The sequence below is a fragment of the Aquipluma nitroreducens genome (assembly GCF_009689585.1).
In the GTDB taxonomy this organism is placed as follows: domain Bacteria; phylum Bacteroidota; class Bacteroidia; order Bacteroidales; family Prolixibacteraceae; genus Aquipluma; species Aquipluma nitroreducens.
Window position 1 is genome coordinate 3,469,365 of sequence record NZ_AP018694.1, and the last position, 26,965, is coordinate 3,496,329.

Sequence of the window (26,965 nt, forward strand, 5' to 3'; positions counted from 1 at the left end):
TTTTTTGAATCAGCATTCCGGTCAAAATGTCATTTGAGCAATTTTTCAAAATCTTCCAATGGCATAATCGAGAGTACTTTTTTCCCTTTGGGCGAAAAATTGGGCGTCTGACAGGCAAACAAGTTGTCGATGAGTTCGCTGATTTCGCCCGGTTTCAACGCATGTCCATATGGAATGGCTGATGCCTGTGCCAATGAAATGGCAACTGTTTCCCTGGCTTTTTCCTGAAGGCTGACTGGCGAATTTTTATATGCTTCCAGCAAACTCTCAATAATTTCGATGGGCGACGAAGTATTCAGAACTCCCGGTGTTCCGTTAACAATGAAACTATTCTTTCCAAAATCGCGAATGTCGAAGCCCAAAGCCCTCAAATCGGGCAAAATACTGGTGAGCAAAGTTGCATCCGAAGCATTCAGTTCAAATGTTTCGGGGAAAAGTTGTTGCTGGCTGGCTACTTCATTGTTCTCCAAAACCTGCATCAGCCGTTCGTACAAAATTCGTTCGTGCGCCCGTTTTTGGTCAATCACCATTAATCCCGATTTAACAGGTGTCAGTATGTATTTGTTCTTAAACTGAACTGAACTTTTGGTGGTTTGCTGCTCATCGATCCGGAATTGTACCGGTTCTTCCTCCTGATCTTCAGGTTTTGCACTGAAATCAGGCTCCAGTCCTTTGTAAAGCGATTGCCAGTTCGTCGAATTTGGTCGTTCCGCAGGACGTGATGAAAAACTACTTCCTGCTCCGGAGTAGCTCTTTGCTGGAGTTTGAGTCTCGAATGGATTGTAATTCGGATTCACCTTGATTTCGGGCATGGCCACTTCGTCGAAATTGTGTCTTGCCATTGGAATTTCAACACTTCCGGCCTGATCGAAATCAATAGACGGAACAATGTTGAATTTTCCGAGTGCTTCGCGAACCGAGGCCTGAAGTATTTGCCAGATGGCCGATTCGTTTTCGAATTTGATTTCCGTTTTGGTCGGGTGAATGTTCACGTCAATATCTGCCGGATCGAGATCGAAGGAGATAAAATACGACGGAATGGCATCGGGTGGAAGTATTTTTTCGTAGGCCTGCATAATTGCCCGGTGGAAAAACGGATGTTTCATGTATCGCTTGTTCACGAAAAAGAATTGTTCGCCAAAGGTTTTTCGGGCAAATTTGGGCTGCCCAATAAATCCCGATATTTTGACCAAGGTCGTTTCCGTGTCAATCGGAATCAGGCTCTGATTGATGTTTTTTCCGAAGATGGAAACAATGCGCACCCGTTTGTTGGAACTTGCCAGTTCGTAAATGGCAGATCCATTATGGTGCAGCGAAAGTGAAATTTCAGGATTGGCCAACGCGATGCGCTGTATTTCGTTGATGATGTGTTTCAATTCTGCCGGATTCGACTTCAGGAATTTACGTCGCGCCGGAACATTAAAAAACAGGTTTTTAATCTGGAAATTGGTGCCGTTGTCGCAACTCACCGGTTCCTGAGTAATGATGTTCGATCCGGAGATGTGAATGAAAGTTCCCAGGTCGTGATCGTGTTCTTTGGTGCGGAGTTCAACATCAGCAATGGCTGCGATGGAAGCCAGTGCTTCGCCGCGAAAGCCCATGGTGCGGATCGCAAAAATATCGTTGGCTGATTTGATTTTTGACGTCGAGTGGCGCTCGAAGGCCATTCGTGCGTCGGTGTCCGACATGCCGCTGCCGTTATCAATGATCTGGATCAGTGTTCGTCCGGCATCTTTAATGTTTACTTTAATTTGGGTTGCTCCCGCATCAATCGCATTTTCAACCAGTTCTTTCACCACCGAAGCAGGCCGTTGAATGACCTCGCCTGCAGCAATCTGGTTGGCAACCGAATCTGGAAGTAATTGAATAATATCTGCCACGTTCTCGTTTTCTGTTTCGGAATTAATTGATGACAAAACTAACAATTGTTCGGGTAGTTCGAAAATTAAGTTCGGAGTTTGAAAAGCCTAAAGTTCGGAGTTTAAAATGCGGTACTTAGGCTCAATTCGTTAATCCCATTTCCAAATCTCGAAATTTTCTTCCGTTTTCCGTCTTCCGTCTCCGGTCTTCTGACTTCCGGCTATTTCAAATCTTTCCCAAAAATACGAAACCGCTTGTAAACACGACCTCCCATTTTTTCCATTTCAGCCCGAACTTTGGTGTTGTATTCCAGTTCAAGATGCGAATCGATGACTGTTTTTCCCTGAATGATGGCCGATTGCATGAGTTTTACGCCCATCATAACGTCAAGTCCTTTGCCGCGGTAATCAGGATCGATACCACCTAACAGCAAATTGAGCTGTTTCGTTTTTCGGGCGGCAGCAAAAATTCGAAAAATCCCTAGTGGAAATAAATATCCTTTTGCTTTTTTAATCCCATCGCCAATATGCGACATGGCAATGACAAAAGCCACAACTTCGTTTTGGGAGTTGACCGCTATTTTGATGAAACACGGATTAATCAGGAACAGATAGCGGTTGGCAAAATCATCCATTTCGGCTTCAGTAAATGGAGTGAATCCATAAATTTCGGTGAAAGTCTGGTTTAGCAGGTGAAGAACCTTGTGAATATAGGGTTTTACTTTTCTGCGGGAGGTAAATTCCAGAATGCTTAATCCGGTATTCATGCGGATTGCCCGTTCTTCTATTTTCAGGTAAAACTCCGGAATCGGGTTTGGAACTTTGATTTGGTAAACAACCAAATCAACTTCTTTGCTGTAATCGCATTTCTCAATTAATTCGCTCTGGTAAGGGAAATTGCAGTTCGAGGCGATTACAGCCGGTTCGTCAAATCCTTCAATCAGAAAGCCTTGAGGGTCTTTGTCGGAAAATGCCAGAGGCCCAACCAGCCGATCCATACCTTTTCCCCTTGCCCAATTTTCGACCGATTGAATCAGGGCTGAGGCTACTTCTTTATCATTCCAGGTTTCGAAAAAAGCAAAGCGAGCATTATTCTCCTGATGCTGTTCGTTGTATTTACGGTGGATGATTCCCATAATCCGGCCAACAGCTTGTTTGTTCCGGAAGGCCAGCAATAAAATGGTGTCGCACGAATCAAACGATTTGTTTTTCTTCGGATTGAAAAACTCCCAGTCGTCCATGTAAATTGGAGGAACCCAATTGGGGTGATTTTGATGGATAACGGCAGGCAGATGAATGAATTTAGTGAGATCTTTTCTGGTGTAAACTTCCCGAATTTCTATTTTCTGAAGTTTTTCATTTTGAACTGTCATCTGATCCATTTGCCTGGTTTGTGATGTGTTAAGCTATTCAGAATAAAGGCTACAAGATATTTTATTTTTCTGACAGATTGCAATGGTTTTGTAACTGATTTTTAACATAGCGTTGTATTTAGACGGTTATGTCGTCTCGTCATGCCGAACTTCCTGCCCGCACTCTTGGCAGGCGGGGTTTCGGCATCTCTGATAAGATGAAAAATTCAAGTAAAAAACACTGGTTTCAAATTCAAAAAATCAGGATTTGGACATTTGAATTTTGAGATTTTGCCTTTGCTGCCGATTTTTTATTTTCGTTTTTTATCCATTTCTTTAAAATGTATCTTTGCTCATCTTAAAAATTCAGATCATTGACTACGACTCCGAAATATGTTGAAACTCCTTTGATGAAGCAGTATTATGCCGTCAAAGCAAAACATCCTGATGCCGTTTTGTTGTTCAGGGTAGGCGACTTTTACGAAACTTTTGGCGAAGATGCCATTCGCACCGCTGGAATTTTGGGCATTACGCTTACCCGTCGGGCCAATGGTTCGGCCAGCTATGTTGAATTGGCCGGATTTCCATATCATGCGCTTGATACTTATCTTCCCAAGCTGGTTCGCTCGGGAGCACGAGTAGCTATCTGTGAGCAGTTGGAAGATCCGAAAATGACCAAAAATATCGTTAAACGTGGCATTACCGAGTTGGTAACTCCGGGAGTTTCGTACAACGATAATATTTTGGAACACCGCGAAAATAACTTTCTGGCTTCCGTTCATTTCGACAAAAAATTAGCTGGGATTGCGTTTTTGGATATTTCAACCGGAGAATTCCTCACTGCTGAAGGTTCGTTTGAGTACATCGATAAATTGCTTAGCTCATTTCAACCGAAAGAAGTTTTGTTTCAGAAGGGGAAGGGTGCTGATTTTACTGCTTTGTTTGGCGGGAAATACTACACTTTTTCACAGGACGACTGGGTTTATACTGAAAATGCCGCCAACGACCGGCTGATGCGCCATTTCGAGACCAAATCGCTCAAAGGGTTTGGGGTTCATGAGTTGAATTACGGGATTATTGCTTCGGGAGCGATTCTTCATTATCTGGATTTGACTCAGCATCACCAAACCAAGCACATTGTCAATCTGTCGCGCATCGAAGAAGATAAATATGTTTGGCTCGATCGCTTTACTATTCGCAATCTCGAACTTTTTAATTCGATAAACGAAGGCGCCAAAACGTTGGTTCAGGTGATTGATAAAACCATTTCGCCGATGGGCGCCCGTTTGCTGAAACGTTGGATTGCTTTGCCGCTGAAGGAAATTGCCGCCATCAACAATCGCCAAAATGTGGTGGAATATTTGGTGAAAGATGAAAGTTTGAAAGAAAATCTGGAAGAGCATATTCGGCAGGTGGGCGATCTGGAACGTATTATTTCGAAAGTGGCCGTTATTCGTATTAACCCGCGCGAAGTGGTGCAATTAAAACATGCCCTTCAGGCCATTGCGCCCATCAAAGAAATTTGCGCACAAACCGATAGCCCGAATTTGCAGCGATTTGCCGAACAGCTCAATCCTTGCGAATCGATCCGGACACGCATTGAAAAGGAAATCCATCCCGATCCGCCAGCGCTTGTAAACAAAGGCCACGTCATTGCTTCGGGCGTTTCACCCGAATTGGATGAGTTGCGCGAACTTGCTTTCTCCGGAAAAGATTACCTGGCCCGGTTACAGGAACGTGAAGCTGAGCGAACAGGTATTTCAAGCCTAAAGATCTCGTTCAATAATGTGTTTGGCTATTACATAGAAGTCAGGAATACCCACAAGGATAAAGTTCCGCCGGAATGGATTCGTAAGCAAACCTTGGTTGGAGCCGAACGCTACATTACCGAAGAGCTTAAAGAATACGAATCGAAAATTCTGGGTGCCGAAGAGAAAATTCTGGCGATTGAAGTTCGCCTGTTCAATGAACTGGTGGTTGCCTTGTCCGAATACATTCAGGCCATACAATTGGATGCTGCTATTGTTGCGCAGTTGGATTGTTTGTTGTCCTTTGCTTCCACAGCAATCGAATACAAATATTCGCGTCCTGAGATTAACGATTCTAAAGAGATTATCATCAAAGGTGGTCGCCATCCGGTAATCGAACATCAATTGCCAATGGGCGAATCGTATATTTCGAACGATGTGACACTGAATCAGGACGACCAGCAGGTGATCATCATCACCGGACCCAATATGGCTGGTAAATCTGCGTTGTTGCGGCAAACCGCACTGATTGTGCTGATGGCTCAGGTTGGAAGTTTTGTCCCGGCTGAAGCTGCTCAGATTGGCTTTGTCGATAAAATATTTACGAGGGTAGGGGCGTCCGACAATATTTCGCTGGGCGAATCCACTTTTATGGTCGAGATGAACGAAGCGGCCAGTATCCTGAACAACATTTCAGACCGAAGCCTGATTCTGTTGGATGAACTGGGTCGCGGAACTTCAACTTACGATGGTATTTCCATCGCGTGGTCGATTGTGGAGTATATTCACGAACATCCAAAAGCCAAAGCAAAAACCATGTTTGCTACGCACTATCATGAACTGAACGAAATGGAAAAATCGTTTGTCCGTGTGAAGAACTTTAATGTATCGGTAAAAGATGTGGGCAATAAAGTGATTTTCCTGCGTAAGTTGGTTTCGGGTGGAAGCAACCATAGTTTTGGGATTCATGTGGCCCGGATGGCCGGAATGCCGCCTTCTGTGGTTCGCCGGGCCGACGAAATTTTGCTTCAATTGGAGGATACGCACCGAAAAGAAGGCCTTTCGAAGCCTTTGGAAGGCATGGCTGAGAAAAGAGAAGGTTTCCAAATGAGTTTTTTCCAATTGGACGATCCGGTGCTGAAACAAATTCGCGACGAGATCAAAAATCTGGACATCAACGAACTGACTCCTTTAGAAGCTTTAAATAAGCTAAACGATATTAAGAAGATTACCGGTCTGGATCGGCCTTTCAAAAAATAATGCACCGAAAATGCCTAAAGTTTTAATCCTTTTTTGGAGAAAGAAAAAATAGGTATATATTTGCATCGCTGTTTTCGAAAGCACTAAACAGTACGTTCAAATCCGAAAAATGCTGCAATTTCCACCAGATTGCGGGATAATATTGAAAAAGGCATCGTTGTCCAGAATGAAAATTCGGGACTGCAAAATATGCGAGAATAGCTCAGTTGGTAGAGCACGACCTTGCCAAGGTCGGGGTCGCGAGTTCGAGTCTCGTTTCTCGCTCTTTTTAAGGAGGCCCGGATGGTGGAATCGGTAGACACGCAAGACTTAAAATCTTGTGACCATTGGTTGTGCGGGTTCAAGTCCCGCTCCGGGTACTTTTAAAATATCGGATCAATAAATTATTGCGAGAATAGCTCAGTTGGTAGAGCACGACCTTGCCAAGGTCGGGGTCGCGAGTTCGAGTCTCGTTTCTCGCTCAGAAAAAAAGCACTTCAGGAAACTGAGGTGCTTTTTGCATTTATTTCTCTCTGGAAATTACGCTTTTGTTTTACCAATTTTCAATTCTTTCCATTTAATCGGAGCACACTGCTGACTGTAGTTGAATCTGATCGATAGTATTCAGGATGTAATTCTCCGAATGTATTTCATTCGTAATCTGAATGCAAAATCCCCGGAAAACAAAGATGGTTTTCCGGGGATCTTTATGGTCAGAAGTATTGCTGATTTATTTGAAATGAATTATTAATTGAAATCTTTAATGCTCCTATCAGATAGCTATTTTTTTACGAGTTTATAGCATGTCATAGCTTCTTTATTCGTAATACCAATCAAATACGTGCCTGCGGGCAAGTTTTGTACCGATATTGCCTCATGATTAGCAACCTTTTTTTCGCTTATTAATTTACCATTCAAACTGGATATCCGGATTGTTGTTTGGTCCTCAATGCCAGTGATATAAAATTTGTCAGTTGTTGGGTTCGGGTATATACTTATCGAATTTTGCTTTTCGGGGTCAATGCCAGTCTTAATCACAACATTAATCTTAACAGTGTCACTTGTTGCAGAATAGTGTTCGGTATCGGCAGGCGAAAACTGTACGGTTAACTCTTGTAAATCGCCGGTATTCATTACAGTTCCGGCGATAGGGTTATAAACAAATGTTCCTTCAATATTTGCAACTGCATTTAATTGCAAATCGCTCAAGGCTGTCCCATTCACAATATCTTTTGGATTTTCCCAGGTAATTACAGGAACTGCTTTTCGAACATTGATCTGTACCGTTTTGTTGACAATCTTGTTTTTCGCCAGATCATTGGGTGTAAACGTTACGCTTAGTTCCTGAGCATCCCCAACATTTAATTTAGTTCCGGCAGCCGGTGTGTATTCAAAGGTGCCTTCCACAGTGCTTGTTGCATTTAGCTGAAGATCATTCAGGGCTGTTCCGTAGGAAATATCTGAAGGATTGCTCCAGGTAATGACCGGATTAGATTGGGTCGTTTTAAATGAAATTTCATAACTGTAAGCTATTCCTTCAGCATTTGCTGCATAAACGCGGGCATAGTAAACCGTATTTGGTTCCAATTCGGTGAGCGAAGCATAGAAGAAGCCTATTGTTGTTGGGGCTCCAAGGTTATGTATTTTGCTGTTAAACATGGTTGGGTTTGGACTGGTGCTCCAGCAAATGCCATAAGCTGTTGCATTAGGGAATCCAAAATCAGTAATGCTGCATTTGCCAATAGCAGAAGTTGATTCAATATCCTTTATTTCATAAAGTATTACATTGGCAATGATTCCTTTAGTGCTAAACGATACCTGTTCTCCGTAACTAGTTCCTGCCTCGTTAATCGAATAAGCCCTCACGTAGTATTTTGTATGAGTTTCTAATCCGGTTAATGTGGCAGAGAAAGCTCCTGCCTCGGAGATACTCCCTTTGTCTATCTTACTATTGTCAGTCGTTGGGTTTGGACTGGTACTCCAGCAAAAACCATAAGCAGTTGGGTTCGGTTGACCCAAATCGGTAATATTCCCGTTGGCAACAGCCGAATTAGTTGAAATACTGCTTACAGCTTGAGTCGTTACTGAAGGCAGTTTTAACGTGGTGAAAGTCATATCATCGCCATTGGTTGTTTCATTGGCATTTGCTCCCACAACCCTGTAGTGGTAGGTCGTACCCGCTGCTAATCCTGTAATTGCTTTGCTTACCAAGGTAGTTGTACTGCCCGTAACCGGGCTTTGATCAGCCGTAACGGTCGTTCCGTAACTGGTTGTCAAACCATATTCAAAAGTTACAGTAGTGCTGGCACCCTTGGCATTAATGGTTCCATTAAGTGTAGCTCCGGAAGATGTAATACTGGTCGCTGCATTGGTGATAGCAGTTGGGGTGTCCTCATACGTAAATTGGTCAGCACTACCCGTTGCGCTTGTTCCCCCCGCAGTTGTAACTGTAATATGTACTGTTCCGGAAGTGCTTGCCGGCGAAGTAGCTGTAATCTGTGTATCTGAGTTAACCGTAAAGCTTGTCGCAGCGGTTGACCCAAATTTCACCGCAGTAGCGTTTGTAAAGTCTGTTCCGGTTATTGTTACCGTAGTACCGCCAGCGGTGGTTCCGCTGGTGGGCGAAATGCTTGTAATGTTAGGGAGAGCTGCAAATGTAATATTCAATTTAAATTTCCCGTACATATTATCTGTAAATAATACGATGTAATAGGTTCCTGGAGTTAAAGTAGCAGTTGTTCCGTTACCAACTTTAAAGTATTTCTTGGAACTTAAACTTGCGTCGTAGCTTGTTGAAACCAGAAATGCAAAATGACTTGTTGTAATTTCATTTGATGAAGCAAATAAAGTAATTGTACCGCTTTTAATAAGAGTTACCTTATATCCTTTCGAAGGATATGATCCATTAACACTAACAAGGTTCATTGTTGGTGCCAATGTAGAAGAAGACATGTCTACATCATCTGTAGGGGCAAAAGGAAGGGTAATTTGTTCGTAAAATGATTCTGTTAGAGTAGTTGTACCAGTAGTAAATGTCTGATCCTGTCCATTCGTTGTTCCTCCGGTATTTTCGCCAACTACCCTGTAATGGTAAATTGTGTTAGCCGTTAAGCCTGTAATTGCTTTACTTACCGAAGTGGCAGAACTTCCGGTAACCAGACTTTCGTCGGCGGTAACAATAGTGCCATAGCTGGTTGTTATTCCATACTCGAAGGTAACTGTTGTGCTGCTTCCATTGGCATTCACTGATCCATTAAGTATAGCTCCGGAAGATGTAATGCTGGTAGCAGCGTTGGTGGTTGCAACAGGAGCTGAGACAGTGGGTAGTGCCGTTACTACTCCCAGATTTACAGAGTTTAGAGTGTTACTTACATAGTAGCTGCCTGCACTGCCGGTATTACTGCTGCTTGAAACTACAAATGAACCGCCTGATGAAAGTGGGTTGTAAGCGATTTGTAAATCCGATTCAGTATTGCCGTTCAACTCACCGACACTATATTGGATACCCACTAAACCTGAATAGCTGCTTAGCGGACTTGTGAATGTATAAGCCAGGCTTATACTCTGGTCACTTCCATTGGTAACGGCAGTCCCCGAAAAATTAATGCTGTTGTTGGTAATCGTTACATCAGAAGAGGGGCTAAGTACAAGACCCTTGACAGAAAAAACAGTGCCGTTTTTTATAGTAAATCCACTACTGCCAACACTCAGGAGAGAGGGCTGCGGTGCGGCCCATACCCCTGCTGCCAGCAATAGTACTGTTATTATTGTGTAAATTGTTTTTCTCATAATATAATATTTTAGAAAAGAATTATCACTTAGTTGCATATACTTTCGGTGAAGCAATAGATTTGGTAGAATATGAAAAGCAATATTCTACCAAATCTCGATTGCTTACTATTAATCTAGCTTTATCATATTAAATTGGGCCCCAATACCTGGTGCTAAATTCAAAGTTAAAGGAGTTGCAGAGTTGTTTCTAAGGGTCAAAACATCCCCGGCTGCCAAGGGAAAAATGGCTGTTCCAGAAATGTGGCCACTGGCCACTAAACAGGTTATATTTGTCGAAGCATCTACAGTTCCATTTACTGCAACAGCAATAGCGCTACCAATTCCGGCAGTAATATTTATTGAATAATCAACCTTATAGCTTCCGGCAGTATTAACTGTGATTGTCGTTGTACCTGCTGTATGATTCGTATTTGTCAATGGTCCATTGTTCGAAAAAGGAACATCAGCTCCTCCTACAACTGTTGCATCTGCGATTGTAGCAAATTCATATACATAACCAAAGTCTGATAATCCAGAGCCGCCTGTAGCTGGTGTACTCCATGTACCATCACCTCTTAGATAGGTAGCCGAACTGGCAGTTCCACTGCCCAAGCGTGCTGTTGGTACAGTGCCGCTAGCTAAATTCGAAGCGTTTAAATTCGTTACGGCAGAGCCATTTACTGCGGGCAGGGCATCTGTGCCATTTATTAGAACTACCCAGGCTGCGCCTGTATAATAATAGAACCCGGTGGCGCCATCTGTTTGATACACTATTAGTCCAGTTGCCGGACTACTGATAGCAGCCCGCTGAGCTGCAGTCATCCGAGGAGTTAATAACCCTTTGGTAGTGCTTGTTACATCAAGCATAGCCGAAGCATCAGGTGAAGCTATTCCTACACTAACCTGTGCATTTACGGTTAAAGAGAAAGTGATAATTACCGCTAAAATAACTAGTAGTTTTTTCATGTTTATAAATTTTAAATTGTATGGTTTATTTTATGCTAATATTATGGTTGAGTGAAGTTCTACTTTAAACACAGTCCTGTAATGATCAATCTCGGAAAAGTTTGTGGTATTCATCGTTGTGAAAAACAACTAAGTGAAAGGTTGATTTCCCATAGAATGCTTATTAGAGTCTTTGATGGTATAGATGTCTGCAAATTACAACATAATATTTAGAAATGAAATGACTTTGCTTGATCATATTCGAAATTTAATTAAATTTTTATCGAAATATTTTTTGAATAGTGAACCAAATTTGGAATTCGGTTGTGGTTTTGGATGCAGTCTATTGATCTCGACTCGGTAAAACTTATGGAGTTGTTTCTCAGGATCAGACTGTTTGAGTTTATTCGCAAGCTTGATCCTAATTGTTGATCGACTGCTGAAAAGCCGACAGGTGGTTGGGTGTCATTAGGCAATAAAGTGGCTGAATTCTCTTGAGACAGCTTCCTGCTTATGTATAGAAAATTATTAAATTCTTTTCAAGGTTGGAGTTACGAGTTCCCAGCCTGCCAGAAGGCTTGTCAGGCGGGGAGTCTCGTTTCTCGCTCAAAAAAAAAGCACTTCAGGAAACTGAGGTGCTTTTTGCATTTTGATAATCGTTTATTTGTCGATGTAATACCGCACCATCGGCCTGTTTTTCGATGTGCTGTCCACAATCTGAAATCCGGCATCTTCAAACGATCGGAATAATCCAATCCAGGCAAATGAATCTGCCAGTTTTTCCTGAGTTGGGATGGTTGGGTAGGCTTCAATGATTCCAATTTTTTCTTTTCGGGCATATTCAATAATTCCTTTTAAAAGTTGAACCGAAACACCCTGTCGCCTGAAATTTTTGTCAACTAAAAAACACGGAATTGACCAAACAGGTTGGTCATCAATTCGTTTGTGAACGCGCGATTTCTCTAGTTTTAAAAAGTCTTCACGTGGGGCAAAAGCACACCAGGCAATGGGCAAATCTTCATAAAATCCAAGAATTCCGACTGGTTTGCCTGCCCAAACCAGCTCTTTCATCGCCAATTTGTTGCCGTCGTTTTCTTTCCCTTCCTGAAAATCTTGTTTCCGAAGTCGGGGCCACATGCACCAACAATTTCCGCAGGCCCCGCGTTCACCAAAAAGCTGGACAAATTTACCCCAATTCTTTTTGGTTAAAGGCTCGAAAGTGAGCTGACTTAAAAATTCAGGATCTTTGTACTTCTTCTTCTTTGCCATATCTGATTTGTTTCTATCTGACGATACTTTAAATATACTTTAACCACCATTTGTTTTGCCCATCCTTATAGATGCTGTACTTGCGGCATGGATAGTATAAAATAAGGACAACTGCGATCCAAATGATATAGATTGCCCAAAGTTGAAGCCCGCTTTCTACTCCTTTGGGGCGGCCAAAATTTCCGGAAGCAAAATCCATTTGAGTCCATGAAAATCCCTGAAGGAACATGATTGCGATTAGAAGTGGATGAACAATATACCAGTGAATCAGATAAAAGAATAGAGGAACTTTTCCATAAATGGATACAAAATTGGTAAAATTGTTTCTCACCTGATCAGCAAATGCAAGTATTAAAAACATGATTCCTAAGGTTACTAAGCTATACAGAAGTGATGGTGGGTATTTGGTTACGTTAATAAAAGACAGAAAGGTAAATAAGTTATTCTTCTGTGATGTCCACAAACTCAGATCGCCGTAAATGTTGATGAAACGAAGAACTGTAAACAAAACCAATGCACCCAAACCTATTTTTAGAAACGTAGTGCTTCTTTTGTTATCAGCCAATTCAAACAGTTTTCCCGAAGCAAAACCTACCAACATAATTCCCAGCCATGGAACGGGTGGGTATCCAATAACGAATGTTATTTGAGAGGTCAAAGGAAATGCTGTGGTTGCAAACAATGGTGATAAAATGGTTTTCAATATAGGAAATCCTTCTAGCGGAATGAATGGAAGTAGATTATGCCCGAACATGATGGTTAAGCCTGTTATCCCAATAATTGCAGGAGACAACCTAAGCATAAAACTCAGGATAATAAAACCAAGTCCTATGGCTGCAATCACTTGAAAAAGCCAGGTGTGAAATCCCAAGTCGAACCAGACTCCAAAGTTGACGAGTGTAAATTCGAGCAGGATCAACCAGAGTCCCCGTTTGATAAGATTTTTTCTACTTTCTGTCGGTGTATGTCGATTGTTGAATGAAATATAAGCTGACGTTCCTGCAAGGAAAACAAAGATGGGCGCACACAAATAAGTAATCAGTCTGGTGAAAAACAACGCCGGGGTGGTCGATGAAAGATCAACCGGATTTTGCGTGATGGAGGTAACATGCATCAGGTCACGAACGTGGTCCAGAACCATTAAAATCATAACCAGCCCTCGGGTAAAGTCTATACTGTAAATTCGTTTCATTGCAATTTGTTTCGTAAAAGCCAATTGTTTTGCTGATTGGCAATTTAAGGATTTCTGCAATAAAAAAAGCGTCCGGATTTTGCTCCGAACGCTTCTGTATAGGAATGTTTATGTTTTTTTATTCCTGAGTTGCAGCAGCTATTTGCCTCACTTTACTTCCGGGGTAAACTTTTAGAGCTTCTTCCAGAATTTTTAATGAAGTTGCCAGATCCTCTTTCTTCAGCACGTAAGCAATACGTACTTCGTCTTTGCCGTATCCCGGAGTGGTATAGAATCCGGTTGCAGGAGCCATGAAAATAGTTTGATTTTCGTATTCAAAGTCGCTCAGTAACCACGCACAGAATTTGTCAGAATCATCAATTGGTAGTCGAGCAACGGTGTAGAAAGCCCCCATTGGAATGGGAGAATAGACTCCGTTGATTCGGTTTAATCCGTCAACAAGGAATTTGCGACGTTCAACATATTCGTCGTAGATGTCGTGCATGTATTCTTTATTGTTGTCGAGCGAGGCTTCCGCAGCGATTTGTCCAATCAACGGCGGACTTAAACGGGCCTGACAAAACTTCATCACGTTTTTCTTCAGTGCTTTGTTTTTGGTAATTAGAGCGCCAATGCGGATTCCACATTCGCTGTATCGTTTCGAAACAGAGTCTATCAGTACTACATTTTGCTCAATTCCTTTCAGATGGAACGCTGAAATATAGGGTGCTCCGGTATAGCAAAATTCGCGATATACCTCGTCGGAGAATAAATACAAATCGTATTTTTTGATCAGGTCACGAATCTGGTTCATTTCACTGCGGTTATACAAATAGCCTGTTGGGTTATTCGGGTTGCAGATCATGATTCCTTTTGTTCGTGGAGAAATCAGTTTTTCGAATTCGGCAACAGGCGGAAGCGCAAAACCTTCGTCAATTTTAGATGGAATAGATTTGATGACAGCGCCCGCCAGAATAGCGAAAGCAGTGTAATTGGCATAGGCTGGTTCAGGAACGATAATTTCATCACCCGGATCGAGACAGGCCAGGAACGCAAAAGTTACCGCTTCAGATCCTCCGGTAGTGATGATTATATCGTCGGCTGTAACATCAATATTAAATGTGTGATAGTACGCCGCAAGCTTTTCGCGGAATGATTTGATTCCTTCACTGGGAGAATACTCCAAAATTTTACGGTCAATATTGCGTATCGCGTCGATTGCGTTTTGTGGTGTAGGCAAATCAGGTTGACCAATATTTAGGTGAAATACCTTTTTGCCCTTTTCTTTGGCTTTGTCGGCCAAAGGAACCAGTTTCCGGATGGGGGAGTCTGGCATCAAATTACCACGTTCCGATGTATTTGGCATGTTTTAATATAAAATTAGCAGTAAGCCGGCAAATATACGATTATCAAATCTAAATTAAAATTTTAGGTTTTTATTTAATCCGAAATATTAACGGCAGATTAACTTTCATATTTCCAGTGTATTTGTTTATTTGGTTTTAATTTGATTATAATTTGTATGACAACTCTTAAAACTGACAATTTTTATTGTATTTTATCATGTTTTTGATACGTTGAATAGGCTACTTTTGAGCTCATACAAAACATTAAATCTACGACGATGATTATAGGAGTGCCAAAAGAAATTAAGAACAACGAGAACCGCGTTGCTTTAACACCAGCAGGTGTAGCCGAAATGATTAAAAGTGGTCATACAGTTTATGTGCAGGCAACTGCCGGAATGGGTAGTGGATTTAGCGATGAAGATTATATTCATGCAGGTGCAACGATGCTTCCAACAATCGAAGAAGTATATGCCATTGCTGAAATGATTATCAAAGTGAAAGAACCTATTGAGTCAGAGTACAAGCTGATAAAAGAAGGTCAGATTTTATTTACTTATTTCCATTTTGCTTCAAACAAACCATTAACTGATGCAATGATTGGAAGTAAAGCTATTTGTTTGGCTTACGAAACAGTTGAAATGCCTGATCGTTCGTTGCCTTTGCTGGTTCCTATGTCGGAAGTGGCTGGTCGTATGTCGATTCAGGAAGGAGCAAAATACCTGGAAAAAACTTACGGCGGTTACGGCGTATTGCTGGGCGGCGTTCCCGGAGTTCCACCTGCTAAAGTATTGATTATTGGTGGTGGAATTGTCGGAACCGAAGCTGCTAAAATGGCCGGTGGTTTAGGCGCTGATGTCACAATTATCGATGTTAGCCTGAAGCGTTTACGTTACCTTGACGATATTATGCCAGCGAACGTAAAAACATTGATGAGCAACGAATACAACATCCGCGAGATGGTTCGTAATGCCGATGTGATTATTGGTGCGGTTTTAATTCCTGGCGCTGTTGCTCCAAAATTGGTTACCCGCGATATGATCCCAACGATGAAACCTGGAACGGTAATGGTTGACGTAGCAGTTGATCAGGGCGGTTGTTTCGAAACAACTGTTGCTACAACCCACGATCATCCAACTTTTGTAATTGATCATGTTATTCACTATTGTGTAGCCAATATGCCGGGCGCTGTGCCACGCACATCAACTCTGGCTTTGACAAACGCTACACTTCCATATGCTATACAGATTGCTAACAAGGGGTGGAAGAAAGCCTGTGTGGATAGTGAACCATTGAAAAAGGGGTTGAATGTTGTTAATGGGAAAGTCGTTTTCGAAGGAGTAGCTGAAGCTTTCGGACTTCCTTATCAAGACGTTCAAACAGTACTCTAAATCCTGAAAACCCCTGTAAAGTGGGGTTGTTCTTTTTATCGAAATTTTTCAAATCATAGAAAAGGTCGGAACAATCAATTCCGGCCTTTTTTCATTTTCACCTGAAGGTTTTATTCGGTCAACGAAGTAATTTTTCTATTTTTGCACCTTCGTTTAAATAGATAATCAGGAAATACTCAATAAAATACAAATCATGGATATCCCCAGCAAGTACAATCCCGCCGAAGTTGAAGACAAATGGTACAAGTACTGGATGGAAAATAAGTTTTTCCATTCCGAACCCGACGAACGTGAACCTTATACCATCGTCATTCCACCACCAAATGTCACTGGCGTACTGCACATGGGGCATATGCTCAACAATACCATTCAGGATATCTTAACCCGTCGTGCCCGAATGCTTGGGAAAAATGCATGCTGGGTGCCTGGAACCGACCATGCCTCCATTGCTACCGAAGCGCGTGTGGTGAATAAATTGAAGAATGAAGGAATTTCGAAATTCGATTTGAGCCGAGACGTATTTCTGGAACATGCCTGGGAATGGACCAACAAACATGGTGGTATCATTCTGGAGCAGTTGAAAAAACTGGGGGCTTCATGCGATTGGGATCGCACTGCCTTCACCATGGACGATGTTCGCAGCGAATCGGTTATCAAAACTTTTGTTGATTTGTACGACAAAGGTCTGATCTATCGCGGTGTTCGAATGGTGAACTGGGATCCTGCTGCAAAAACTGCGTTGTCAGACGAAGAGGTGATTTACCGCGAAATGCAATCAAAACTCTATTACCTGAAATATAGGATAGCCCCCTCTGACTCCCCCGAGGGGGAGGAGAAGAAACCCCAATACAAGACTGCAAGAAAATCTGAGTATGAACTGTTGAAGAAGAATGCCAAAGAATTACGTCGATTTTCAACTGAAGCTGAAGGAGTTTTATGGGAAGCTTTAAGAGGAACCCAATTAGGAGAAAAATTCAGGAGACAACATATAATAAATGACATCATTGTTGATTTTATTTGCCTTTCAAAAAACCTTGTAATTGAAGTTGACGGAGGGTATCACAATACAAGAGAAATTCAGGACTTGGATAAAATCAAAACTGAAATTCTGAATGATCTAGGATATACAGTCATTCGTTTTACAAACGAAGAAGTTCTTGTAAATACTGATAAAGTTGTACAATCTATCCAAGATGCGTTAAAAAGCTCCCCCACTGGGGGAGCTGAGGGGGCTGGGCTTTATGTGACCATTGCAACTACCCGTCCTGAAACGATTCTGGGCGATACCGCCGTTTGTGTGAATCCAAACGATCCACGTTTCACACACCTGAAAGGCAAACGGGTGCTGGTTCCGCTGATCAACCGCTCCATCCCAATTATTGAAGACGAATATGTGGATATGGAGTTTGGTACCGGCTGTTTGAAAATTACTCCGGCTCATGATGTGAACGACTATGAAATTGGGTTGCGATTCAATCTTCCAAGTATCGACATTTTTAACGATGATGGTACTCTGAGCGAAAAAGCCGGAATGTATATTGGCGAAGATCGGTTTGCTGTTCGCGAAAAAATCATGGTCGATCTGGAAGCCGCCGGAAATGTGGCTAAAGTGGAAGATTACAACAATAAAGTGGGTTATTCGGAGCGCACTCATGTGCCAATTGAACCAAAATTATCAGCCCAGTGGTTCCTGAAAATGGAACCTTTGATAAAACCGGCAACTGAGAATGTGTTGAACGATACCATTCAGTTTTATCCGCCGAAATTTAAAAATACTTACCGTCACTGGATGGAAAACATCAAAGACTGGTGCATCAGCCGTCAGTTGTGGTGGGGACACCGGATTCCGGTTTATTACTTGGCAGATGGAGGTTTTGTAGTTGCTGATTCCGACGAAAAAGCATTGGCTTTGGCTCAGGCAAAAACCGGAAATACCAGCCTAAAAATGACAGACCTGCATCAGGATGAAGATGTACTTGATACCTGGTTCTCAAGCTGGTTGTGGCCAATTTCTGTATTCGACGGCATCAATAAACCCGACAACAAGGAAATCAACTATTACTATCCAACCAACGATTTGGTAACTGGTCCGGATATCATTTTCTTCTGGGTAGCTCGTATGATTATTGCGGGTTACGAATACCGCGATCTGTTCCCATTCAAAAATGTATATTTCACCGGAATGGTGCGTGACAAGCTGCGTCGTAAAATGTCGAAATCGCTGGGTAATTCGCCCGATCCGCTCGACTTGATTGATACGTATGGAGCCGACGGCGTTCGTGTGGGAATGTTACTTTGTTCACCTGCAGGTGGCGATTTGATGTTCGACGAGAGTTTGCCGCAGCAAGGCGCCGGTTTTGTAACCAAAATCTGGAATTCTTTCCGATTGGTAAACGGTTGGGAAGTAGACTATAAAATTCCGCAGCCTGAACATTCCAAATTAGCTATCAGTTGGTTTCACGAAAAATTCAGCCAGATTGTGGAACAAACCGACGATCATTTCGATAAATTCCGCATTTCGGATGCTTTGATGAATGTTTATACAACTGTTCGCGACGAGTTCTCCGGATGGTTGCTCGAAATGGTAAAACCAGCATACCAGCAGCCAATCGATGGTAAAACATATGAAGAATTAATTGATATTTTTGATGAAGTTTTGCGGTTCCTGCATCCGTTTATGCCTTTCGTAAGCGAAGAAGTCTGGCAGTTGCTGAAAGAACGCAAGCAAGGCGATAGCATCACCATTAGTTCATGGCCAAAATCGACAGGTTACGACGAAACTTTGATCGCTCAGTTCGAAGATGTAAAAGAAGCCATTGCCGGATTGCGCACCATCCGTACCAAAAACAACATTCCCAATAAGGATCAACTCGAACTGGCCATAATGGTATGCGACAAAGGTTTTGCTCCTGAATTCAATTCTGTTCTGGTAAAGATGGGTAACCTGTCTGCACTGAACGTGGTGACAGAAGAAGTAAAACTGGCTGCTTCATTTTTGGTGAAATCGACCACTTTCTTTGTGCCGCTTGGCGGAACAATTGATGTAGAAGAAGAATTGAAGAAACTTCAGGCTGAATTGGATTACACGAAAGGTTTCCTGAATTCGGTAATGAAGAAGCTGAGCAACGAACGTTTTGTAAGCAGTGCTCCTGAAGCAGTGGTTGCCACCGAACGCGCCAAACAGGCTGATGCCGAAGCAAAAATCAAAGTTCTGGAAGAACAGATTGCAGGATTGAAATAAAGTGATATTTGGAATTTAATCGGGGAAGGGAATTTTACTATAGGTAAAGTTCCCTTTTATGTTTTTTAAAGGTTTAACAGACTGAAAAGTTGTATATTTGGATGTTACCTTGTTAATTTGATTGTTAACATCGAAAAGAAGGAGAAATCTCTATGATTACAAGAATTAAAATAAACGGATTCAAAAGTTTAGTTGATACAGAGCTTTATTTGGGTCCATTTACATGTATTGCCGGTGCAAACGCAATAGGTAAATCAAATTTTTTCGATGCTTTAGCTTTCCTATCAAATCTTGCGGATAAAACTATTGTTGAGGCTGCAAAGTCTGTTCGAAGTGAGAATCAAAAACATTCGAATATTAGGGATATTTTTTTTAAAAGCGGTGCGGATTACATGTCGAGAATGACATTTGAGATTGATATGCTTGTTCCTCAGTCAGGAGTTGATGATTTAGGGCAAATTGCTGAAGCAACAATAACTAGCTTAAAGTACATTCTCCATTTAAGCTTGAATGACGAAAATAAAGAAGGTGAACCAATTAAAATAGAACGAGAAGAATTACTTCCCATAACTCAAACTCAAACAAAAAGCTGTCTGTTTTTTGATTATAAAAAGGATTGGATAGATTCAGTTTTAAAGGGACGACGGTCAACTAAAATACCATTTATTTCTACTGATGGGGAGAAAATTAAACTTCATCAAGATGGCAACAAAGGGCGGACTACAGATTTTAACTCCATGAAAATGCCTAGAACACTCATCTCAACCGTAACGGCAGAATCGCCAACAGCCTTTTTGGTTCGACAAGAAATGCGTAATTGGATTATGTTGCAATTTGAACCGAGCGCTTTACGTCAACCTAATTCCATATATGAGGTGAAAAACGCTGTGGTTTCAGCGAATGGACTTAATTTGCCTGCTACTCTTTTTCGATTAAATAATGATAAAAAAGACAAAGATGTATATCAGGGACTTACAAATAGGTTAAAAGGATTGGTTGAAGATGTTTTAGAAATAGTTGTGGATAAAGATGAAAAGAGGGATTTGCTAACATTGCAAGTAAAGTTTAAAGGTGGCCTTGTTTTACCTGCTCAATCATTGTCTGACGGAACATTGCGTTTTTTGGGTTTGGCGATAATTGAGGAGGATAGTCTCGGAAGTAGTCTAATTTGTTTAGAGGAACCTGAAAATGGGATCAATCCTCGAAAAATTCAAGAAATGGTTGAATTATTGGAGGGTATGGCAACAAATACTGACTTTTTTGTTGATGAAGACAACCCATTGCGACAGGTTATTATCAATACCCATTCGCCTGGAGTCGTCAGTGCCGTTTCGGACGAAAGTCTGTATCTCGCTAAAAGTAAAGAGAGTTTTCATGATGACTTTAATAAGAAAATTACATATACCTGTTTTTCTGCACTAAAAAACACATGGAAAACGAATAATTCATTAGCTCAAATAACCTCTCTTGGTGAAATAACTGCTTATCTGGATAAAACTGTTGATATCGACAATTCCAATGAGGTACATGACGAGAAAGTGATATATCAGAAAACTGTTCCTTCATCTTCTTTGAAGAAAAAAACTGTTGTAGAAAATGTGATTCAATGTAAAATTGATTGGGACAGTTTATGAAAGAACTCAAATATACATTGATTGCTGACGGCAGTTCTGACTCAGTACTGTTAAAAATTATCAAATGGTCGTTAGATGATCTATATCCCAGGCTTTCTAATGATGGAAGTTTTGCAGATTTCAGACAAATGCAAAAACCGCCCAAGCGGTTGGTTGAAAAAGTAAAAGCGGCAAAGTTGTATTATCCTTTCGATATTTTATTTGTACACCGAGATGCAGAATCCGCAAATCACAGAATAATAGCACAAAGATATCAGGAAGTAAGTTCTGAACTTAAGAAGGATGATCTTGATAGAACAATTTGTGTTGTTCCAATAAAGATGATGGAAACGTGGCTGCTTATAGATCAAGATGCCATTAAAAAGGCCGCTGGGAATAGGAACTACAATGGTAATATTAACTTACCTTTGATAAGAAATCTGGAACGAGAGAGCCAGCCTAAAGAATTATTACATAATATATTGAGAGAGGTAAGTGGGCGGAAGAACCGAAATCTTAGGAATTTCAACATAGATAAAACGGTTCATTTAGTTGCCGAGAATATAGAAGATTACAGTCCTCTAAGAAATTTAGTTGCATTTCAGGCGTTTGAAGAACAATTGAAAAAGGTTGTGGACATATTTTTAGAAAATTAGCCTAAATAAAGAATTCAAGAACCTGATTTGCCGTAAAAACTCAGCAACGAACGTTTTGTGAGTAGTGCTCCGGAAGCGGTTGTTGCGATAGAAAGAGCGAAGCAAGCCGATGCCGAAGCAAAAATCAAAGTTCTGGAAGAACAGATTGCTAGCTTGAAATAAACCTATCAAAAGGTAGTGAGCGGGTGACTTAAAGTCACCCGCTCACTGAAAAGATATAAGAAGAAAGGCTGTCTCAAAATATCGAGACAGCCTTTTCAATAAACAAAGTAAAGCGATAATTACTTTGTTTTGATTACCTCAAACTCAACTCTGCGATTTAACGCCCTACCTTCAGGAGTATCGTTAGTTGCAGCAGGATTCGCTTCTCCAAATCCTTCCTGCTGTTCTATACGATTCTTCTTTATTTTACCCGAAACGATTGATTTTACAACAGAACTTGCACGACTTTTCGATAAATTGAGGTTGTAGTTGTCAGCACCCTGAGAGTCAGCATAACCGCTTACCTTCACCTTATAATCGCCGTTTTCGTTAAGTATATTAACGAGCTTGTCAATTTTTCCTTTTTCCTGAACGGTAAAAGTCGATTTATTTGAATCGAAATATACAGGCTCAACTTTCATTCTTTCAGCTTCAATTTCTTCGGCTGTTTTTTCAACAATAGGACATCCTTTTGCATCAACCTTTGCACCTTTTTGAGTGTCCGGACATTTGTCCAGATAGTCTGCAACACCATCGCCATCCGAATCTACCGGACATCCTTTTCCGTCAACTTTTGCATCTTTGGGAGTGTCAGGGCATTTGTCCAAATAATCAGCAACACCGTCGCTATCCGAGTCAACCGGGCAACCTTTTGTATCAACTTTTACACCTTTAGGCGTGTCCGGACATTTGTCATCTTTATCGGCAACTCCATCACCGTCAGCATCGGGGCAACCTTTTAGTGAGGTTAATCCGGCAACTGTTGGACAGTCGTCCATGTAATCAGCAACTCCATCGCCGTCAGTATCTATTGGACAACCATTGGCATCAACAGCAACACCTGTAGGGGTATTCGGACATTTGTCTTTTTTATCAGAAACGCCATCCATGTCAGAATCTTTGGTTTTCCCAAAATCGAATTCAATACCAACGGTAGCTTTCCAGAAGTTATCTCTGGTATTTTTGCCGGCAACGGTTGTCTCAATTCCATTGATATAAGCGGCTTCCAGATAAAGTGCAGTGGCCGGACTTATGTAATATTTACCACCAACACCTAAGTTGAAGTTTAATCCTGATTCGCCATTATCAGCAAGATAGCCAGGTCCGGCGAATAAATACGGACGGAAGTTTTTGCTTTCGTTGGTCAACTTAAATCTTAAGTTGAGGAAAGGATTCACGAAGTCAAGGTTGTTGGTTAGTTTGGAATTGAATAATCCAAAGTCGCTTTTCAACATCAGATCCAGTCGCGGACTTAAGTATCTGCTTAAATACAATTCGGGAATAAAGCCAATGCTTGAATTATTCAGATTCCCGTAAGCGCCAACTCCAGCGCCAATTCCCCATTTTTTATCTTCGGTTTGTGAAAATGCTGATTGAAGAAGCAGGAATGCAGTAAAAAGTAAAAGTATTTTTTTCATGATTTATTAATTTTTAATTGTTGAATTTGAACGTGAAGTTTTAACAAAGAAGTCCGATGCCAGTAAGGGGGATGTGTGTCAAAAAATCCTTATTGATTCATCGAACTTCTTGTTTATGCAGTTTTGTTTTACAGTTTAAATGTTAACCCGATTTTTCCTCCTGAGAAAGCGTTACCACCGCCAAATTCGAGGTTAAGACCGATTTTGTCGGAAAAGTAATAGCGACCTCCAACCTGAGCTCCAAGACCCAATTCTGAAGAATGGGATCCGTGATAATCGGATGGTGAGTTCCAGATATAAAATCCAAGATTTAGTCCGGCGTAGAAGTCCCAATTTTTAGGAATCTCCAAAACACGGTTGAAATGGTAGTTTCCGTTTCCTGAAATTCCAATCACCGAGTGATCGTAATTTACATTGGCATATTTATCGCTGTATGAACGGTACGAAAGCTCACCTCCTACAGTGATGTCGGGATGTACTCCGTGATCAAATCCAATGTATACCGGTACGCCCCATGATGATAATCCCAATCCGGCATTAATCTGGGATTCGCCTTTAGCGATTGGCGATTGAGCATAGATCAAACTACTAAAAAGTAGGAATGATAGGATTAATAATTGCTTTTTCATGTTTCTTATTTTAGATTTTACTACTTGTTTTTTTGTTTTGATTACTTTAATGTTCCTTGTTCAGCCTGGTTAATCATTTGTTTGTTTGCGGTAATGTAGATTTCAACCCTTCGGTTTTTAGCTCTCCCTTCTGTGGTGGAATTGTCTGCAACAGGCTCATCAAAAGCTTTGCCTTCGGTAGTCATTCTTTCAGTCGAAATTCCATTCGAATTCAAAAAATTGGCAACTGAAGCAGCTCTGTTTTTTGATAACTGTTCGTTTGTTTCTCTGGAACCAGTATTGTCGGTGTGCCCGTAAATGGTCACATCGGTTTCAGGAGTTTCTTTTAATGAAGCTGCAAATTTGGTTAATGCTGTTCTGGAGCTGGTGTTCAAGTCGCTTTTCCCGGTCTGGAATAGGATTCCGCTATCGAAAGTAACTTTGATGGCCTGTAAATTATTGGCATCGGTAACTGACTCTACTTTTGCACCTTCAATTTTTTCAAGCTCAGCTTTTTGTTTGTCCATTTTTTTGCCAATGACTACGCCAGCACCGGCGCCAACAGCACCACCAACGGCAGCGCCAATTGCGGCACCTTTCCCGTGACCAACCAGCGCTCCAATTCCGGCACCCAGAAGAGCGCCACCTGCGCCTCCTATAACTCCGCCTTTAGTAGAGTTTTTAGTTGAAGAACAACTGCTTAATAGGATTATACCGCAAAGCAGAATTGCAATTTGTTTATTAAATGTTTTCATGTTTTTTGAGATTTTGGTTATCTGTTTATTTTTCATGTTTGATGATTGTTTGGATTTTGTCTGTTCCCGAATCCAATAGTAAAATGGAGGCTATTTTTAGTAAAATGGAGGCTATTTTGACAGTTCTTTGTAAACAATGCCAGCTACAACAGCTCCTGCAATGGGGACAACAATAAATACCCAAAGTTGAGCCAAGGCCCAATCGCCAACGAATAAAGCCTGACTAATACTTCTGGCTGGGTTTACTGAAGTGTTTGTAACCGGAATGCTTACCAAATGAATCAGAGTCAATGCCAATCCAATGGCCAATCCTGCAAAACCTTTTGGGGCTTTTTCGTCGGTTGCTCCGAGTATAATAATCAGGAACATAAATGTCATAATAAACTCGGTGAGAATGGCTGCCAATAAACTGTATTGACCTGGAGAATGCTCGCCGTAACCATTGGCGGCAAATGAGCCAATCGGGGAACCGTTTCCGGTAACAATAAAATAAAGGGCTGTTGCAGCTAAAATTCCTCCGGCTACCTGAGAAATAATATAAGGCAATACTCCTTTTGCATCGAATCGTCCGCCAACCCACAAGCCAATTGTGACTGCCGGATTGAGATGAGCTCCTGAAATATGACCAATTGAATAGGCCATTGTAAGTACAGTTAGTCCGAATGCAAGAGAGACTCCTGCCAATCCGATCCCAACGTTAGGAAATCCTGCAGCTAACAGTGCACTTCCGCAGCCGCCAAATACGAGCCAAAATGTTCCGATAAATTCTGCTAAATTCTTTTTCATCGCAATTCTTTTTTTAGAGTTGAGTGTAATATCTCTTTCGGGGAGATATGGTGAAATAATCGTAAACAAAAGTCTGCAAATTCAATTTAATTTGAACGGTTTAACGCATTGCAACGTCTATACAGCCATCTATACAATATCTATACGGTGGTTGTAATTTGTTTATATTTAGTTGTTTGATTGTCGGCTTGGGTTTGTTGTAGCCTGTTTAAACCGGGATCGAACCGAATTTTAAGATTATCGTCAATATTCGATAGGCAGTTGGTGATTTAGTTCTGCTTTTCGCGAGTTAGAAGAACGAAAAAAGTTACTTTTGAATAATTGGAGTAATCTTAATGTTCGAATTGAGTAAAGTAAACCGAATTTGCGATGAGTAATTCTAAAATACTGCTTGTTGACGATGAGCCTTTAAATTTAAAGCTCTACGATAAAATGCTGAAAGATTTTGATTTTCAAATCATCACAGCAGCTAACGGGCAGGAGTGCCTCAATAATGTTCGTGAGCATTTCCCGGATTTGATTTTGCTGGATTGGAACATGCCTGTAATGGACGGGATTGAAGCTTTGGAAATACTAAAGAAAGATGCTGAGACGAAAGATATTCCGGTTTTAATGATTACCGGAGTGATGACTTCATCTGAAGACCTATCGTTTGCCATGTCGATTGGAGCTATCGATTTTCTGAAAAAGCCTTTTGATAAACTTGAATTGAGTGCACGTGTCAGGAATATTTTATTGTTGTCGGAGACTTTGAAAACATTGAAAGATCAATACTGCCATCTGGAGGATAAAAATGTATTTATTACCTCGTTGATCGAAAGTATTCCTCATCCGGTTATTTATTGCTCGATGGAGGGAATTCTGCTCATGAGCAATAATTTCTTCGAACAACTTCTGGAAAGATCTAAAGCTGATTTGGTCGGTAAGTCGGTCTATCGGTATTTCCGGAGCGACGAAGTGGGTTTTCATGTACAGAAAGATGTTGAGCTGGCCCAAAGCAAGGCATCGTTATCGTATGAAAAGAATGTTTTTCCCGGAGATAAAATGTTCATCGTTTCAAAAAATGTAGTTTCCGATAATCAGGATAATCCGCTAGGAATAATTACCGTATTTACTGATGTTTCGGAACTGAAAAAGGCCAACGACGAAATTGTGAATACCAAGAAGATTGAATTGATTTCGAGTACATTGAAGGTGATGCACCTAAATGAAATGAACAGCAGTTTGATCAATGATCTGGTGAAAATTAATCCGTACACCAATAAAGAAGGGCAGGAGCTGATTCGCCAGATGAGTCAAAAGTTTAAAATGAATATGACCGAGCAAATTTGGAACGATTTTGAAACACGGTTCGAAAATGCTTTTGATTCGTTTTACACGGTATTGCTTGAGAAATTCCCCGGCTTAACTCCCAATGAGCGCAAACTATGTGCACTATTACGATCCGGATTATCCTCTAAAGACATAGCCATTCTTACTTTTCAGAATCCTCAGAGTGTTGATGTTGCCCGGTACCGTTTGCGGAAGAAACTCAACCTGGCCAATGAGGAGAATCTTATCGATTTCCTCCTTTTGATCGATAAATAATAGGCCTAT

Annotated in this window: 17 protein-coding genes, 3 tRNA genes and 1 pseudogene; 10 read left to right on the forward strand and 11 right to left on the reverse strand. The window is 41.2% G+C overall.

All coding sequences use genetic code 11. The features are described from left to right. Nucleotides 1-29: 29 nt before the first annotated feature. Together mutL and AQPE_RS14535 are read right to left on the reverse strand one after the other, a co-directional pair. Nucleotides 30-1,880, reverse strand: coding sequence for a DNA mismatch repair endonuclease MutL (mutL, locus tag AQPE_RS14530; protein ID WP_318347224.1), 1,851 nt, complete (start codon nt 1,878-1,880; stop codon nt 30-32). Nucleotides 1,881-2,080: 200 nt separating this feature from the next. After that, nucleotides 2,081-3,241, reverse strand: a complete 1,161-nt coding sequence (locus AQPE_RS14535; protein WP_318347225.1) for a hypothetical protein — start codon at nt 3,239-3,241, stop codon at nt 2,081-2,083. A gap of 380 nt (nt 3,242-3,621) precedes the next feature. On the opposite strand from AQPE_RS14535, the gene mutS reads away from it, so the two are divergent. From mutS to AQPE_RS14555, 4 genes are all read left to right on the forward strand, one after another. Then, nucleotides 3,622-6,219, forward strand: coding sequence for a DNA mismatch repair protein MutS (gene mutS / locus AQPE_RS14540; RefSeq protein WP_318347226.1), 2,598 nt, complete (start codon nt 3,622-3,624; stop codon nt 6,217-6,219). Between the two features lie 191 nt (nt 6,220-6,410). Continuing rightward, nucleotides 6,411-6,483 (forward strand) — tRNA-Gly (locus AQPE_RS14545). 12 nt (nt 6,484-6,495) lie between these two features. Beyond that, nucleotides 6,496-6,578: transfer RNA gene (locus AQPE_RS14550), tRNA-Leu, on the forward strand. A gap of 29 nt (nt 6,579-6,607) precedes the next feature. Beyond that, a tRNA-Gly gene (locus AQPE_RS14555) sits at nt 6,608-6,680 on the forward strand. 298 nt (nt 6,681-6,978) lie between these two features. On the opposite strand, the gene AQPE_RS14560 is transcribed toward AQPE_RS14555, so the two are convergent. The 5 genes from AQPE_RS14560 to AQPE_RS14580 form a co-directional block, all read right to left on the reverse strand. Continuing rightward, nucleotides 6,979-9,987, reverse strand: a complete 3,009-nt coding sequence (locus AQPE_RS14560) for an IPT/TIG domain-containing protein (RefSeq protein WP_318347227.1) — start codon at nt 9,985-9,987, stop codon at nt 6,979-6,981. Nucleotides 9,988-10,098: 111 nt separating this feature from the next. Then, the gene (locus AQPE_RS14565) at nt 10,099-10,935 is read right to left on the reverse strand and encodes a BclA C-terminal domain-containing protein (RefSeq protein WP_318347228.1); all 837 of its coding nucleotides are present in this window, start codon (nt 10,933-10,935) and stop codon (nt 10,099-10,101) included. A gap of 639 nt (nt 10,936-11,574) precedes the next feature. After that, nucleotides 11,575-12,183 (reverse strand): GNAT family N-acetyltransferase, encoded by a 609-nt coding sequence (locus AQPE_RS14570; RefSeq protein ID WP_318347229.1) that lies wholly within the window; start codon nt 12,181-12,183, stop codon nt 11,575-11,577. Between the two features lie 28 nt (nt 12,184-12,211). Continuing rightward, entirely contained in the window at nt 12,212-13,375 is a 1,164-nt protein-coding gene (locus tag AQPE_RS14575; protein WP_318347230.1) for a DUF1624 domain-containing protein, read from the reverse strand. A gap of 118 nt (nt 13,376-13,493) precedes the next feature. Continuing rightward, on the reverse strand, nt 13,494-14,720 hold the full coding sequence (locus AQPE_RS14580; RefSeq protein WP_318347231.1) for a pyridoxal phosphate-dependent aminotransferase: 1,227 nt from the start codon (nt 14,718-14,720) through the stop codon (nt 13,494-13,496). Between the two features lie 258 nt (nt 14,721-14,978). Between AQPE_RS14580 and ald the strand changes: the two genes are divergently transcribed. The 5 genes and pseudogenes from ald to AQPE_RS23900 all read left to right on the forward strand — a co-directional run. After that, on the forward strand, nt 14,979-16,091 hold the full coding sequence (ald, locus tag AQPE_RS14585; protein WP_318347232.1) for an alanine dehydrogenase: 1,113 nt from the start codon (nt 14,979-14,981) through the stop codon (nt 16,089-16,091). Nucleotides 16,092-16,284: 193 nt separating this feature from the next. After that, on the forward strand, nt 16,285-19,332 hold the full coding sequence (locus AQPE_RS14590) for a valine--tRNA ligase (RefSeq protein ID WP_318347233.1): 3,048 nt from the start codon (nt 16,285-16,287) through the stop codon (nt 19,330-19,332). A 152-nt stretch (nt 19,333-19,484) separates the two neighbouring features. Continuing rightward, nucleotides 19,485-20,966, forward strand: a complete 1,482-nt coding sequence (locus tag AQPE_RS14595; protein ID WP_318347234.1) for an AAA family ATPase — start codon at nt 19,485-19,487, stop codon at nt 20,964-20,966. Continuing rightward, nucleotides 20,963-21,601 (forward strand): DUF4276 family protein, encoded by a 639-nt coding sequence (locus AQPE_RS14600; RefSeq protein ID WP_318347235.1) that lies wholly within the window; start codon nt 20,963-20,965, stop codon nt 21,599-21,601. Before AQPE_RS14595 ends, AQPE_RS14600 begins: the two co-directional genes overlap by 4 nt. Nucleotides 21,602-21,649: 48 nt before the next feature. Further along, a pseudogene (locus AQPE_RS23900) lies at nt 21,650-21,763 on the forward strand (hypothetical protein); the annotation flags it as partial. A 119-nt stretch (nt 21,764-21,882) separates the two neighbouring features. Here the strand turns inward: AQPE_RS23900 and AQPE_RS14605 are convergent. The 4 genes from AQPE_RS14605 to aqpZ all read right to left on the reverse strand — a co-directional run bounded on the left by AQPE_RS14605 (nt 21,883) and on the right by aqpZ (nt 25,369). Continuing rightward, nucleotides 21,883-23,220 (reverse strand): OmpA family protein, encoded by a 1,338-nt coding sequence (locus AQPE_RS14605; RefSeq protein WP_318347236.1) that lies wholly within the window; start codon nt 23,218-23,220, stop codon nt 21,883-21,885. A gap of 128 nt (nt 23,221-23,348) precedes the next feature. Next, nucleotides 23,349-23,849 (reverse strand): outer membrane beta-barrel protein, encoded by a 501-nt coding sequence (locus AQPE_RS14610; RefSeq protein WP_318347237.1) that lies wholly within the window; start codon nt 23,847-23,849, stop codon nt 23,349-23,351. 41 nt (nt 23,850-23,890) lie between these two features. Further along, nucleotides 23,891-24,583 carry an OmpA family protein gene (locus AQPE_RS14615; RefSeq protein WP_318347238.1) on the reverse strand — a complete coding sequence of 231 codons (693 nt, stop codon included), beginning with the start codon at nt 24,581-24,583 and terminating at the stop codon, nt 23,891-23,893. Nucleotides 24,584-24,694: 111 nt separating this feature from the next. Continuing rightward, nucleotides 24,695-25,369, reverse strand: a complete 675-nt coding sequence (aqpZ, locus tag AQPE_RS14620) for an aquaporin Z (protein WP_318347239.1) — start codon at nt 25,367-25,369, stop codon at nt 24,695-24,697. 369 nt (nt 25,370-25,738) lie between these two features. Here aqpZ and AQPE_RS14625 point away from each other — a divergent pair, with 369 nt between their 5' ends. Continuing rightward, nucleotides 25,739-26,956 carry a response regulator gene (locus AQPE_RS14625; protein ID WP_318347240.1) on the forward strand — a complete coding sequence of 406 codons (1,218 nt, stop codon included), beginning with the start codon at nt 25,739-25,741 and terminating at the stop codon, nt 26,954-26,956. Nucleotides 26,957-26,965: the final 9 nt, after the last annotated feature.

Coding starts and splice junctions, on each gene's coding strand:
- AQPE_RS14625 (WP_318347240.1), top strand. CDS start 25,739: ATGAGTAATTCTAAAATACTGCTTGTTGACGATGAGCCTTTAAATTTA.
- AQPE_RS14560 (WP_318347227.1), bottom strand. CDS start 9,987: ATGAGAAAAACAATTTACACAATAATAACAGTACTATTGCTGGCAGCA.
- AQPE_RS14600 (WP_318347235.1), top strand. CDS start 20,963: ATGAAAGAACTCAAATATACATTGATTGCTGACGGCAGTTCTGACTCA.
- AQPE_RS14610 (WP_318347237.1), bottom strand. CDS start 23,849: ATGAAAAAGCAATTATTAATCCTATCATTCCTACTTTTTAGTAGTTTG.
- AQPE_RS14535 (WP_318347225.1), bottom strand. CDS start 3,241: ATGGATCAGATGACAGTTCAAAATGAAAAACTTCAGAAAATAGAAATT.
- AQPE_RS14565 (WP_318347228.1), bottom strand. CDS start 10,935: ATGAAAAAACTACTAGTTATTTTAGCGGTAATTATCACTTTCTCTTTA.
- aqpZ (WP_318347239.1), bottom strand. CDS start 25,369: ATGAAAAAGAATTTAGCAGAATTTATCGGAACATTTTGGCTCGTATTT.
- AQPE_RS14615 (WP_318347238.1), bottom strand. CDS start 24,583: ATGAAAACATTTAATAAACAAATTGCAATTCTGCTTTGCGGTATAATC.
- mutS (WP_318347226.1), top strand. CDS start 3,622: ATGAAGCAGTATTATGCCGTCAAAGCAAAACATCCTGATGCCGTTTTG.
- AQPE_RS14605 (WP_318347236.1), bottom strand. CDS start 23,220: ATGAAAAAAATACTTTTACTTTTTACTGCATTCCTGCTTCTTCAATCA.
- AQPE_RS14590 (WP_318347233.1), top strand. CDS start 16,285: ATGGATATCCCCAGCAAGTACAATCCCGCCGAAGTTGAAGACAAATGG.
- AQPE_RS14570 (WP_318347229.1), bottom strand. CDS start 12,183: ATGGCAAAGAAGAAGAAGTACAAAGATCCTGAATTTTTAAGTCAGCTC.
- ald (WP_318347232.1), top strand. CDS start 14,979: ATGATTATAGGAGTGCCAAAAGAAATTAAGAACAACGAGAACCGCGTT.
- AQPE_RS14575 (WP_318347230.1), bottom strand. CDS start 13,375: ATGAAACGAATTTACAGTATAGACTTTACCCGAGGGCTGGTTATGATT.
- AQPE_RS14595 (WP_318347234.1), top strand. CDS start 19,485: ATGATTACAAGAATTAAAATAAACGGATTCAAAAGTTTAGTTGATACA.
- AQPE_RS14580 (WP_318347231.1), bottom strand. CDS start 14,720: ATGCCAAATACATCGGAACGTGGTAATTTGATGCCAGACTCCCCCATC.